Annotated in this window: 10 protein-coding genes; 4 read left to right on the top strand and 6 right to left on the bottom strand. The window is 32.9% G+C overall.

Features of this window, described 5'->3' with window-relative positions; all coding sequences use genetic code 11:
* Positions 1-217: 217 nt before the first annotated feature.
* The 6 genes from thrC to AC2A1C_RS14985 form a co-directional block, all read right to left on the bottom strand.
* Complete coding sequence (gene thrC / locus AC2A1C_RS15010; RefSeq protein WP_484026713.1) at positions 218-1522, bottom strand: threonine synthase; 1305 nt, start codon at positions 1520-1522, stop codon at positions 218-220.
* A gap of 82 nt (positions 1523-1604) precedes the next feature.
* Positions 1605-2525 carry a homoserine kinase gene (locus tag AC2A1C_RS15005; RefSeq protein WP_484026712.1) on the bottom strand — a complete coding sequence of 307 codons (921 nt, stop codon included), beginning with the start codon at positions 2523-2525 and terminating at the stop codon, positions 1605-1607.
* A 183-nt stretch (positions 2526-2708) separates the two neighbouring features.
* A complete protein-coding gene (thrA, locus tag AC2A1C_RS15000) occupies positions 2709-5156 on the bottom strand; it encodes a bifunctional aspartate kinase/homoserine dehydrogenase I (RefSeq protein WP_484026711.1) in 2448 nt (815 codons plus the stop codon).
* Between the two features lie 461 nt (positions 5157-5617).
* Entirely contained in the window at positions 5618-6637 is a 1020-nt protein-coding gene (gene nadA / locus AC2A1C_RS14995) for a quinolinate synthase NadA (RefSeq protein ID WP_484026709.1), read from the bottom strand.
* 38 nt (positions 6638-6675) lie between these two features.
* The gene (gene gmk / locus AC2A1C_RS14990; protein ID WP_484026708.1) at positions 6676-7242 is read right to left on the bottom strand and encodes a guanylate kinase; all 567 of its coding nucleotides are present in this window, start codon (positions 7240-7242) and stop codon (positions 6676-6678) included.
* Positions 7243-7367: 125 nt separating this feature from the next.
* Positions 7368-8225, bottom strand: a complete 858-nt coding sequence (locus AC2A1C_RS14985; protein WP_484026707.1) for a YicC/YloC family endoribonuclease — start codon at positions 8223-8225, stop codon at positions 7368-7370.
* A 310-nt stretch (positions 8226-8535) separates the two neighbouring features.
* Here AC2A1C_RS14985 and lpxK point away from each other — a divergent pair, with 310 nt between their 5' ends.
* From lpxK to AC2A1C_RS14965, 4 genes are all read left to right on the top strand, one after another.
* Entirely contained in the window at positions 8536-9561 is a 1026-nt protein-coding gene (gene lpxK / locus AC2A1C_RS14980) for a tetraacyldisaccharide 4'-kinase (RefSeq protein WP_484026705.1), read from the top strand.
* A complete protein-coding gene (locus AC2A1C_RS14975; protein WP_484026704.1) occupies positions 9545-10360 on the top strand; it encodes a purine-nucleoside phosphorylase in 816 nt (271 codons plus the stop codon). Before lpxK ends, AC2A1C_RS14975 begins: the two co-directional genes overlap by 17 nt.
* 1027 nt (positions 10361-11387) lie before the next feature.
* Positions 11388-12476 (top strand): DNA polymerase IV, encoded by a 1089-nt coding sequence (gene dinB, locus AC2A1C_RS14970; protein ID WP_484026702.1) that lies wholly within the window; start codon positions 11388-11390, stop codon positions 12474-12476.
* Positions 12477-12597: 121 nt separating this feature from the next.
* Positions 12598-13985: tetratricopeptide repeat protein (locus AC2A1C_RS14965; protein WP_484026701.1), on the top strand; the 1388-nt coding region annotated here is incomplete at its 3' end.

Here is a 13985-nt window from a genome sequence, read left to right as displayed (position 1 = left end):
TTAATTTTTGCAAAGTGAAAAGAAGTTCATTTGAAAACACTTTAGTTTTGAAAATCTTTGATTTTCTACTTGAGTGAACTTTTTTACTCTTTACATTACTCTTATGTGACTTAGGTGTTTTTTTTGAACAATCATTTTACTATTTTTTAAATCAAAAATACATCAACTTTTTCAAACTTTCAATGCTTAACTTTCAACATTATTCTTTTGCTTTTTTTTAATTTCGATACACTAAAAATCGTTTCAATTCTTCAAAATCCGGATGTATTTCTACCGTTTTTTTCTCTTTTTTCATCAATTCTTCCAAAGATTCAGGAATTTCAATTTTTTGATGAATGGCTTTTTCCACCGCTTCCGGAAATTTTACAGGATGTGCAGTCTCCAGTATAAACCCTTTTTTATCAGGGTTTTCATTCAAATACTTTTCTAAAGAAGCATAAGCAACTGCTCCGTGTGGTTCTAAAATATATTTGAATTTTTCGTAAACATCCGTAATGGTTTTCATTGTTTCTTCATCATTTACGGAATATCCGGAAATTTTATTTTTCAATGAAGGAAATTCGTTTCCGAATAATTCTAAAATTCGTACAAAATTGCTCGGATTTCCCACGTCCATTGCGTTGGAAAGTGTGGCAACGGTTTCTTTTATTTCAAAATTTTGAGTTTCAAGATAGTTTGGAACGACATCATTTTCATTACAAGCTGCTACAAAATGTTCCGCCGGAAGTCCACGAAAATACGCCAAAATTCCTGCGCAAATATTTCCGAAATTTCCACTCGGAACACAAATTATAGGATTTTGATTTTCCGTTTTTTGCCATTGTTTCAGAGCCAATAAATAATAAATCTGCTGTGGAAGCCATCTTGCAACATTAATGGAATTAGCCGAAGTCAAAAATATTTCGGAGTTGATTTCTTCATCAGAAAAAGCCTGTTTTACTAAACTCTGGCAATCATCAAAACTTCCATTTACCTCCAAAGCAAAAATATTTTCACCCAAAGCGGTCAATTGTTTTTCCTGAACTGGACTCACTCTGTTTTTCGGATATAAAATCACGACTTCAACATTCGGAACTTTATAAAAACCATTAGCAACAGCGCCACCTGTATCTCCGGAAGTAGCTACCAAAACCGTTACTTTTTTATCCTCATTTTTCAAAAAATAGGAAAGACAGCGGCTCATAAATCTTGCACCGACATCTTTAAAAGCCAAAGTTGGGCCATGAAATAATTCCAGTACGGAAATTTTATCGTTGATTTTTTTCAGAGGAATTTCAAAACTGATCGTTTCTGAAACAATTTTTTTCAGTTCTTCATCCGGAATTTCGTTTCCTACAAAATCTTTCATGCACCGAAATGCAATTTCTTCATCTGAAAAATTCTGCAAGTTTTCAATAAATTCTTTCTCAAAAACAGGAATAGATTCCGGAAAAAATAATCCTTTGTCTTTTCCTTGTCCTTTTATTGTCGCTTCTTTGAAGCTGACGGTTTCGTTTTTATATTTTAAATTGTAGTAGTTCATATTATTTTTTCATGCTGTCATTCTGAATGAAACGAAGAATCTTTTCAGTTCTAAAGATTCCTTTCGTCGGAAGGACAAGATTTTAATCTATAATTGTTATTCCCCGATCATTAATTTTGGAAACATACACAAAATTTTCAACATCAATTCCGTTATAAATGGATTTCATCAATTCAGCAATTTTTTCGGCAGTTTCTTGTTTTTCACTGAGCATAAAAATGGAAGGACCCGATCCTGAAATTCCGCCACCTAAAGCTCCCAATTCCAAACTTTTGGATTTTACCTCATCAAATTTGGGAATCAGAATACTTCGCACCGGTTCTACAATGACGTCATTTAAACTTCTGCTAATTAGCGAAAAATCATTTTTTAAAATTCCTGCTACCAAACCTGCAATATTTCCCCATTGTGTAACTGCATCTTTCAACTGGATATTTTTTTTGAGAATCTGCCTTGCATCAGAAGTTTTCACTTCCACTTGCGGATGAACGGCGGTTACAAATAAATCCGGTGAATTCAGCGGAATAATATCGACAGGATCAGAAGATTTTACAAGTGTAATTCCTCCGAAAATGCACGGCGCAATATTATCTGCATGACGAACTCCTGAAGCCAATTCTTCGCCAAACATCGCAAAATGTACCAATTCTTCTTTTGAAAAAACATTTCCAAGCAAAATATTTGCTCCAATTGCAGCTCCGGCTGCACTTGCCGCACTGGAACCTAATCCGCTTCCTGGTTTTATATTTTTGTGAATGGTGACTTCAAATCCTGTTTTCAAATTCAAATGTTCCTGAATTTTTAAAAGCACGATTCCGGCTACATTTTTTTCGGCTTCTTCCGGCAAACCAAAATGATCGGTATGCTTGATTTTGATTTCCGGTGTTTCCAGAATTTTGAATTCCATCTCATCAAAAGGCTCATTGATTGCCATTCCGAGAATATCAAAACCGCAGACTAAATTAGCAACCGTTGCCGGAACTTTTATTTTTATGTTATTCATATTATTTTTTTATTAAATTCTTTTGTCTTGAAACAAAAGAATCAAAAATTCAAGACTGAATTCTTTTGCTAAAAATTTTAAAAATTCTCTAAAATTCCCAAAACTCGCTTCGCTCAAACAGTGGGAATTTTTTAACGTTCATTTTTTAAATTTTCTGAACGCAAAAAAATTCGAGGTCAACAATTAAACAGAACGCACAATATCTGCAAAAACTCCACTTGCTGTAACTTCCGCTCCGGCTCCGGCTCCTTTTACAACCAATGGCTGTTCGGAATATCTCAATGTTTTGAAAATCACAATATTGTCTTTTCCGTAAAGATGGAATAAATCGCTTTCCGGAGCAATATGTTTCAGGCCTACTTTTGCTTTTCCATCTTTGAATTCGGCAACATATTTCAGAATTTTTCCGTTGTTTTTCGCTTCATCCAAAAGGGTTGCAAAATGAGATTCATATTCTGAAAGTGATTGGTAAAAATCTTCAACACTTCCTTGCATGCATTTTTCAGGAAGGAAACTTTCGTTTTCAATTTCATTAAATTCTAAAGAATATCCTGCTTCTCTTGCCAAAATTAAAATTTTTCTCGCAACATCTGTTCCTGCCAAATCCAGTCTCGGATCCGGTTCTGTATATCCTTCATTTTGAGCTTGTTTTACAACTTCGGAAAACGTTCTGCTTCCGTCATAATTATTGAAAACAAAATTCAGAGTTCCGCTTAAAACCGCCTGAATGGAAGTAATTTTATCACCACTTCTTATCAGATCATTAATAGTTCCGATAATTGGTAAACCTGCTCCAACATTGGTTTCAAAGAAAAATTTACAGTTATGATTCTTCGCCGAATTTTTTAATTTTTGGTAAAATTCAAAATCGGAAGCTGCCGCTACTTTATTGCAGGCAACAATGCTGATACTTTTCTTCAAGAGAGTTTCGTAGATTTTTATGATGTCTGAATTTGCTGTAACATCCACAAAAATAGAGTTTCTCAAATTTCTTCGGATAATTTCTTCAGCGAAAATTTCAGGTGATGAATCCAAACCATTCCCATTCAAATTTTCAAAATCGTTTTTTGAAATGCCTTCATCGGACAAAAGCATTTTTTTGCTGTTGGAAAGTCCGGCAATTTTCAGATTGATCAAAAGATTTTCTTTCAGATACTCGTTTTGATTATAAATCTGCTGTATCAATTTAGAACCTACATTTCCGACACCACTGATGTAAATGTGAACTTGCTTGATTTCTGATTCAAAAAATTCTTCGTGAAGAACATTTACTGCTTTTTTTACATTATTTTCTGCAATTACAACACTGATATTTTTTTCCGAAGAACCTTGCGCAATAGCTCGGATATTCACACCGTTATTTCCTAAAGCGCCAAACATTTTTGCGCTTACTCCGCTTCTGTTCCGCATATTTTCTCCAACCAAAGCAACGATGGAAAGGGAAGTTTCAATTTTTACGGGTTCTATTCTGTTTAATTTAAGATCATCTTCAAATGCTAAATTGATAGCATTTTCAGCTTTGGAAACATCTTTTTCGTTAATGGCAATCGTAATGGAATGCTCCGATGAACTTTGGGTAATAAGAATGACGCTGATTTTTTCGTTGCTTAAACACTGGAATAATTTTGCAGAAATTCCGGGAATTCCTACCATTCCGCTTCCTTCCAAAGTGAGCAAAGCAATAGTGTTCATATTCGAAATTCCGACTGCTACCTGATTTTCATTTTTTTCTGATTTAAAATTTTGAGAAATCAGCGTTCCGGGAAATTCTGCATTGAAAGTATTTTTAATCCAAAGATCAATATTTTTATTCATCACAGGCTGAATTGTCGGTGGATACAAAACTTTTGCACCAAAATGCGACAATTCCATTGCTTCCTGATAGGAAATCTCTGAAATCACTTTCGCATTCGGAACCAGTCTCGGATCGGAAGTCATCATTCCGTTTACATCTGTCCAGATTTGCAATTCTTCTGCATCTACAGAAGCTGCAATAATAGAAGCGGTATAATCGGAACCGCCTCTTCCTAAAGTGGTAGCATTTCCGTTTTCATCACTTGCAATAAAACCGGGAACTACTATAATTTGGTGGTTATTTTCTTCAAAAAATTTCTGAATATTTTTTTCGGTTTCTTCAAAATTTACTTTTGCATTGGTGAAATTGCTGTCCGTTTTGATGTATTCGGCTGCATTCATCCAAATGACGTCTAAACCGTCCAAACGAAATCTTGAGGAAATAATATTGGAAGATAAAAATTCTCCGTAAGATGTAATTCTATCGCGGATTCTTCCCGTAAATTCTCCTAAAACAAAAATTCCGTTGCAGATGTCTTCAATATCGTTAAAGTGTTTTTTTACAAAACTTAGCCACGAACTTTGTTCTGCAATCGGGATCAGTTCTTTCACTACGGAAAGATGTTTTTCTTCTAAATTTTTAAGAATTTGCAAATAGCTTTCATCTTTTGCAGAAGCCAATTCCGAAGCGTGGATCAAACCATCTGTAACACCCGAAAGTGCAGAAACTACAACTGCAACTTGATTTTTTTGCGCTTCTTTTTTTACAATATTTTCTACTAAAAGTATATTTTGTGCATTGGCAACCGAACTACCGCCAAATTTTAGAACTTTCATATTTTGTTTTTCTAAATTTTAAAAAATTAATTTCTTGCTCTTGTATAAAAGAACACCAACACCGAAATAATATGTGAAATAAACCCCCGATTATGGGGTTGTTGTAGTGGTAGTAACAGAAAATTTTACCGAAAACAAAATTTCCGGAAGAAGATTTTCAGATATGTGAATGCAATTATTCATCTCTAATGATGACAAATGTAGAAATAATTTTGAGAAATCAAAAAAAGTTTTGAAATTTTTTGACATTTAAAGTCCTGTTGAAAGTTTTTTACCATTAAGAAAATTAAGATTTTAAGAAAATAAATTTAAAGTCTTCGATTTCAATTAGATTGACATTGCTCCATAAAGATTTATTTTTTTCTATATTTTCTTAACGCTTCTGTTTCAAATGTTGGAAAAGAAAAAACCCTTTCAATGTTTTACGCTTTGAAAGGGTTGAGTTCTATCTAATGTTGTAATTATTTTATCGTTTTTGATAATTCTAGCATTGCTTCAATTGGTTTCAATGCTCTAAGACGAAGTTCTTCTTCGATTTGAATTTCGGGAAGCTCGTATTTCATGCATAAATACAATTTTTCCATCGTATTTCTTTTCATGTAGAAACATTCGGAACAGTTGCAGCTTTCATCGAAAACCAAAGCAGGAATCAATGTTTTATGAGGTGCCCGTTTTTTCATTTCGTGAAGAATTCCTTCTTCTGTTGCCACAATAAATTTTTGAGCATCATCTTTTTCTACATAATTCAGCAATGCAGAAGTGGAACCAATAAAATGTGCGAGTTCCAGAACCGGAGTTTCACTTTCAGGATGGGCAATTAGTTTTGCGTCAGGATTTTCAGCTAATTGTTTTGCAATACGTTCCATAGAAAATGCTTCATGAACAATACAGCTTCCATCCCACAAAATCATTTCGCGACCAGTTTTTTTCATTAAATATCTTCCAAGATTTTTGTCCGGAGCGAAAATAATAGGACGATCTTTTGGCAAAGCATTGATAATAGTTTCCGCATTGGAACTTGTCACAATAATATCACTTTCTGCTTTTGTTTCTGCATTACAATTGATGTAAGTTGCAATTAAAGCATCAGGATATTTTTCGCGCATTTTTCGTAAACCTTCTCCACTACAACCGTCTGCTAAAGAGCAACCGGCCATTGTATCAGGAAGAACCACTTTTTTGGTCGGGTTCAAAATTTTTGCAGCTTCTGCCATGAAATGAACTCCACAAAAAGCGATCATATCTGCATCCGTTTCTTTTGCCTGTCTTGCCAATTGAAGAGAATCTCCCAAGAAATCAGCAATATCCTGAATTTCTGCAGGTTGATAATAATGTGCTAAAATAACGGCATTTTTCTCTTTTTTAAGTTCGAGAATGGCTTTCACCAAATCTTCACCTTCAGGAATCTGAAGATCTTTGAATTTCAAAAATCCGTGAACCGGAAGATTGGCTTTTATGGTATCTAAAGTTTCGTTACTCATTTTTATAATTGATAAATGATGATTGATAAATGATATTTTTAATTCGAATCAATAAAATTTCGGATCAGTTTTTCTGTTTCCTCTTTTGCTTTTTCCAGATCGGTATTCACTATAATTTCATCAAAATACACATGAAACGTCATTTCGTGAGCTGCTTTTGCTACTCTTGTTTTAATGGTTTCCGCATCATCCGTATTTCTGGCAATCAATCTTCGTTCCAATTCTTCAATGGAAGGAGGCATAATATAAATGGAAAGTGCTTTTTCTCCGAAATATTCTTTAAGCGAAATTCCGCCTTTTACATCTACATCAAAGATAACGACTTTTCCGGAATTCCAGATTCTTTCTACTTCGGATTTTAATGTTCCGTAATATTTGTCCGTATATACTTCTTCATATTCCACAAAAGCATTTTCTACAATTTTTTGTCGGAATTCTTCAGGGGAAGTAAAATAATAATCAATTCCGTTTTTTTCGGTTCCTCTCGGATGTCTTGTGGTACAGGAAATGGAGAATTCCAGTTCCGGAAAATGTTCCAGACAATGTTTAACTAATGTGGTTTTTCCACTTCCGGATGGAGCCGAGAATATAATAACTTTGTTCATTTAGTTTTTGGTTGATGGTTGTCAGTTGATAGTTGATAGTTGTTGGTTGATAGTTGATAGTTCTATATAATTAGAAACGAAGACAAATAACCGACAACTATCAACCAACAACTATCAACTATAAACTAAAGCACATTCAATGTTTGTTCTTTGATTTTTTCCAGATCGTCTTTCATCATTACCACCAATTTCTGAATATCGGCATGATTGGCTTTAGAGCCGAGAGTATTAACTTCTCGACCAATTTCCTGAGAAATAAAGCCTAATTTTTTACCATTTAGATCTTCATTTTCGGCCACTTCTTTATAATAATTCAAGTGTTGGACAAGGCGTACTTTTTCTTCAGAAATATCCAGTTTTTCTGTATAATAAGCCAATTCCTGATAAAAACGGGTTTCGTCGATATTTTCAAATTCCTGAAGTGTTTTTCGGTATCTCTCTTTTATATTTTCTATACGGACTTCTTCAAAAGGAAGAACCTCGGAAAGATACTTTTCAATATTGTGGATATTCCTCAAAAGTTCACATTGTAGGCTTCCACCTTCAACTTTTCTGAAATTTTCAAATTTTTCTAAAGCCTCATTAATGAGACCAATAAGAAAGATCCATTCGTTTTCGTTCAAGTCATCGGGTTTTGAAGAAATTGCTTCCGGAAATCGGACTGCCATTTTCAGGTATTCGAATTCCGGTCCGTCAGAAGCACATTCTTTTAATGCATTGATATAGCAATGGATAAGATCTTTATTTATTTTTACATCTGTATTATCATCCAATGTTTCACAATTGATAAAACAATCTACTTTTCCACGAATGATTCTATCATTGAGAATTTTACGAATTTCAAATTCTTTTTCTTTGAAACGGACGGGTATTCTAATATTAAGATCAAAATTTTTGCTGTTCAGGGATTTTATTTCCACTGATATTTTTTTGCCTTCAAATACTCCTTCGCTTCTTCCGAAGCCGGTCATTGATAATATCATACTTGTAAATATTTTACAAATATAAAGATTTAAACAAGTTACGCTCTGATTATTTTTATTTGTTTTTGAGCTTAAGTTTAGGAAAAATTAAATTTTTCGCTCCCAAAATTGAATAAAAACTGAAAAAAATTCATTTTTACTCATTCTTTATACAGTACTACTCTTGGGTAAAATAGTAAGCCAATACTTACTAAAAAAATTAAAATCACTTTTTAATAATAACACTATTGCATTAAATTGATTTTACGGTATGCAAAATTTAAAATTTTACTCAGAAAAATTCTCTAAAAAGTGATATTTTTGCAGCCGTATGAAAAGATGGTATCTCTATCCTTTTTCTCTGGGCTATCATTTGGTTACGGCTATTCGTAATACTCTTTATGGCTTGGGAATTTTTAAATCGACAAAATTCAAAAATCCGATCATCAATGTCGGAAATCTTTCAGTAGGTGGTTCCGGAAAATCTCCAATGGTCATGTATTTGGCAGAATTTCTTTCCAAACATTACAGAGCCGGTGTGCTTTCACGAGGTTATGGAAGAATTACAAAAGGATATGGAATCACCAATTATGAAAGCAATTATAAAACGGTAGGAGATGAAGCGATGCAACTTTTTGAACGTTTCAAAAATCGTTTTGTAATAGGTGTTTGCGAAGATCGTGTTTATGGTGCTAAAAAAATAATTGATGATATGGATCTTGATGTTTTGGTTTTGGATGATGCCTATCAGCATCGAGCCATAGATCCGGGTTTCAATATTTTGATGACGGATTATAATGATCCTTATTTCAAAGATTTTCTACTTCCGGCAGGAGATCTGCGTGAAAGCAGGGCAGGAGCGAGCAGAGCACAAATAATCATGGTTTCTAAATGTCCTGATGATCTTACTGAGGAAAAAAAGCAATACTTTGTTTCCAGAATTCGTCCGCAGCATTACCAGAAAGTTTTCTTTTCATCCATTAATTATGATGAAAATATTTATTCAAGAGAAAAACATTTGCCGGATAACAATTTGGCGTATTATGACATTCTTCTGATTACAGGTATTGCCAATCCAAAACCGCTTCTTACGCATCTTTCAAAATTTTCACAAAAAGTAAAGCACTTGAAATTTAAGGATCATCATAATTTTACAGAGGCTGATATCAAAAATATTATTGCAGAATACAAAAAATTGGGAGAATACAAGCTAATTCTCACAACCGAGAAAGATTATGTAAGGTTAAAAACTTTTGATTATCTTAGAGACCTTGTTTATTATTGGCCTATAAATGTGACCATTGATAAAAAAGAGGAGTTTAACCAGCTTATCTTGGATTATGTTAGAAAAAATTAAAGAAACTGCGGATTTTATTAGGAGTATTATTCAGGAGATTCCTGATTTTGCTATTGTTCTGGGTTCGGGTTTAGGAGCTCTTAAAGATGAAGTGGAAGCTATTCATACTTTAGAATACCATGAAATTCCGAATTTTCCCCAAACTACAGTTGTAGGACACGGTGGAAAACTGATCTACGGAATGCTTGAAGGTAAAAAAGTTTTGATGATGAGCGGAAGGTTTCATTATTATGAAGGACATGACATAAAAACAGTTGTTTTTCCATTCAGAGTTTTTAAACTTTTAGGAATTCAGAATCTAATTGTTTCTAATGCTTCCGGAGGTGTAAATCCGGCTTTCAAAGTTGCGGATGTAATGCTTATCCAAGATCATATTAACATGATGCCGGAACATCCGTTACGCGGAAAAAATCTGGATGAATTAGGGCCTCGTTTCGTAGATATGAGTGAGCCTTACAACAAAAAAATGCTGGAAATAGCCGAAAATGTTGCTTTGGAAAACACGATTAAGGTTCATAAAGGAGTATATGTTGCTTTACAAGGACCCACTTTTGAAACTCCTGCAGAATATGGGATGATCCGTGCAATTGGAGGAGATGCTGTCGGAATGAGCACTGTTCCTGAAGTAATTGTTGCAAAACATCAGGGAATGGATTGTTTCGGAATTTCTATTATTACAGATGTTGGAGGTCCCGAAATTGCATTCAATGTATCACACGAAGAAGTTTTGCATGCCGCCAACAAAGCCATGCCGAATGTTATCAAAATTGTGAAAGGTTTGGTGAAAAATTATAATTAACCTTTTGTAAAACAAATAATTAGCACTTCTTTTGAAGTGTTTTTTTGTTGAATAACTGCAATGCTTAAATTTAAATTCTAATATTTTTTTAGTTAATAACTGTATTAACTGATTGATTTTCAGTGATTAGTTATTCACCGGACATGGTGAAATGCAGTCATAAAACAGGTGTAGAAAAACCAATGGATTTATTTGCAAATAGCTTTTATAGATTGCTATCTTTACATCAACAATAAAGTCAAACCGTAAAGGTGAAACTGGAAAGGTTGAAAAACCCAAAAGTGAAAACTTAAAGTAAGTGAGACCAAAGTTTAGACTGAAAATTATGAGATTTTTAATGGAAATCCAAATGATGGAAATTAAAAACCTAAAATAGAAGTAAAACATACCATCAAACTTATGTGGTTTAGGCTTAAAAATCAAAACTTAAATCAAAATCAGATTAATTCTGAACTATAGTTTAAGTCAAGATTTAATAAAAAGTTGATCTTTAAAATGTAAAGACTGTAGTTTAATTCAAAAGGATTTGAAAGAGGACTAAGCTGAAAAGCCAAATCTGAAATTCTTGACCTGAAAATTAATACGAAGAGTCAAAGCACTTGTGAAAACTGAAGGCTATCCTTTGAAATGGATTTTAATTTCTGAAAAGATGTTAAATGAAATTTTAAAAGTATTTAGTTTTGTTTTCATAGGAAAGAGAAACTTATTAGACTGATGATTTAGCAAAGAGATTTGAAAAAATCAAAATGCGGGATCATCAGTTTTTTTATGCATCTGTTTAGAGCCTGTTTAAATTTATAATTTATTTTTATCATTAGGAATTAAGCCTCTTTAGCTTAAAAAACTTAATAAAAAAGCAATGCATTGATTTCTTAATCGGAATCAACTTAACTATCTGAAATTCTTAATATTAAATTTAAAAATGAACAAAATTTATTTTAATTTAGAGTAGTAAGAAAAAGTTATAAAACTTTTATTGAGTAAAATTTAAACAGGCTCTTAGACAGTATTTTTTTAATTTTGTTATATGCAAGAAGTGCAGCGCAAAATTATCCACATTGATATGGACGCATTTTATGCATCTGTAGAGCAGCTTGATAATCCCGAGTTGAGAGGAAAACCTGTTGCTGTTGGTGGTGGACAATATGGTGTTGTTGCTGCTGCAAGTTATGAAGCTCGTAAATTCGGAATTCGATCTGCCCTTCCCGGAAAAATTGCCATACAAAAATGCCCGGATCTAATAGTAGTAAAACCCCGATTTCAACGTTACAAAGAAATTTCACAAAAAATCCGCGCTATTTTTTTTGAATATACCGATCTGGTAGAGCCACTTTCCTTAGATGAGGCTTATCTTGATGTTACAGAAAACAAAAAAAACATGGAATCGGCTAACGAAATTGCCCGTGAAATCCGGAAAAGAATTTTTGATGAAACCGGACTTACCGCTTCAGCTGGAATTTCTGTAAATAAATTTTTGGCAAAAGTAGCTTCAGATATTAATAAACCTAACGGACAAAAAACGATACATCCTTCCAAAATTTTGGAATTTATGGAGGAACTTCCCATCGAAAAATTTTATGGTATCGGAAAAGTAACGGCCAATAAAATGCATGAGCTTCATATTTTTAAAGGAGCAGATCTGAAAAGAAGATCACTGGAAGAACTGGAAAGGCTTTTTGGGAAATCGGGGAGATATTATTACAATGTGGTTCGAGGGATTCATAATAGTGAAGTAAAGCCACACCGAATTCAGAAAAGTGTTGCTGTAGAAGAAACCTTTTGGGAAAACCTTATTGAAGATGAACAGGTTTTCGAACAACTGAATATCATAAGCAGCGAATTGCAAAAACGACTTCAGGCTAAAAACATAAAAGGAAAATCTCTTACTTTAAAAATAAGGTATAAAGATTTTTCGCTTTATACAAGAAGTAGAACACGCGATTATTATTTCGAGAATGCGTTAGATTTTTTTGAAACTGCTAAAAAACTGTGGGAGCTTCGTCCTTTTGACAAGCCGGTTCGTTTGTTGGGTCTGTCACTTTCCAACTTGAATACGGAAGAAAAAAAGCAGATTTCCGTTCAATTAAAAATTCCTTTTGAAGAATTTGAATATTAGAATAAAAAAAATGTTTTTATATGTTTTTACTAAATTTTTATTTTAATAAATGATAATTCCATTAAAAAGTGGTAAAGTTAGATTAAATAAATGCTTTTAATATTTTTGTAAAAAATTTTCGGTGCATACATTTAAATATACATACATTATTTTATTTCTTTTATTCTTTTTCCAAATAAAAGCGCAAAAGTATTCCAAAAAGCAAATAGATAGTATTATCAATGTAACGTATGAAGTAGGAGACAAGAAAAAAGCGTTAATTGAGGCGTTCAAGGCATATAAATTGTCAGACGAACAAGGATACAGCAATGGCAAAATGAAAGCATTGTATAGTATAATAAATATAAATGTGAATATCAGAAATGATAGGAAAGTTATAGACTATGCCAAGAAACTTGAAAAATTAGCCGAGCAGGAAAGTAATTATTTATTTCAGATATATGCTTTGAATTCTGAGGCGATATCTTATATGGTACTTGGTTTTGATGCCGAAGCCTACAGAATATTGGATAAAGCGGAACTATTAACAGCAAAACTAAAAGGAGACGATTTTTATTATGCAATGGGGGAGATCTACAAGATTCGTGGAAATATTGAGAACATGAATGTTTCTCCTGTGGAAGTTGTACTGAAGTATGATAGAAAAAGTTTTTTTTACTATCAAAAAATAAAAAATGTAAATAGAAGAAACAATTCAAGCGGGACACAATATTATAATCTAAGTAACTCTTACAAGGAAATAGGGAAAATAGACTCTGCACTATATTATTCAAGGAAGGGGTATTATAATGCAATCGCTACAAAGAGTCCGGTAAATGAAGGATTTAGTCTAAAGGGAATAGCAGAAGCGTATTTAAAGATTAAAAAAAATGATAGTGCAATATATTATTATGAAAAAGCCATCCCAATTTTTTCAAAATATGGTATTCCGGATCAGCTGCAATATATTTATGAGGATATGTCTTCCGTCTATGAATCCTTAAATGAAGATAAAAAATCTCTTTATTATTACAAAAAAGCAAAAGAATTGTCAGAAAGGTTAGATCAAAAGGAAAAGGAGGATATCAATGCTACTCTTGAGTATATTTTAGAAAATGAAAATGATAAAAAGAAGTCTCAGTTTTACTATATTTTTATACCTGTTTTTATCTTGTCTGTTTTTATTTTGTTCTTTGCTTTGAAATTCTTTAGAAATTATCATAAAGAGAGACAATTAAAAGAAGAGGTCAAAACCGATCTTACCGAAAAAAAAGAGAAGCTATTGGAATTGCAGGTTAAAATAAATGATGCTTTCAAGGAGATGTTGGAGATGGCTAAAAATAATGATCCATCCTTTCTGGTAAGATTCAAAGAAATTTATCCCGAATTTTATCATAATCTTACATCCAATCATCCTAATATGACATCCGGGCAAATAAAATTTTGTGCATTTCTAAAACTTAATTTTTCCACAAAAGAAATAGCCCATTACAGTAATCTCACCATAAGAAGTGTGGAACTTAAAAAGAG

This window comes from Chryseobacterium sp. HNCC26DJ241 (genome assembly GCF_057180505.1).
The sequence above is the reverse complement of the archived record's forward strand: the minus strand, read 5'-3'. Positions and strand labels throughout refer to the sequence as shown.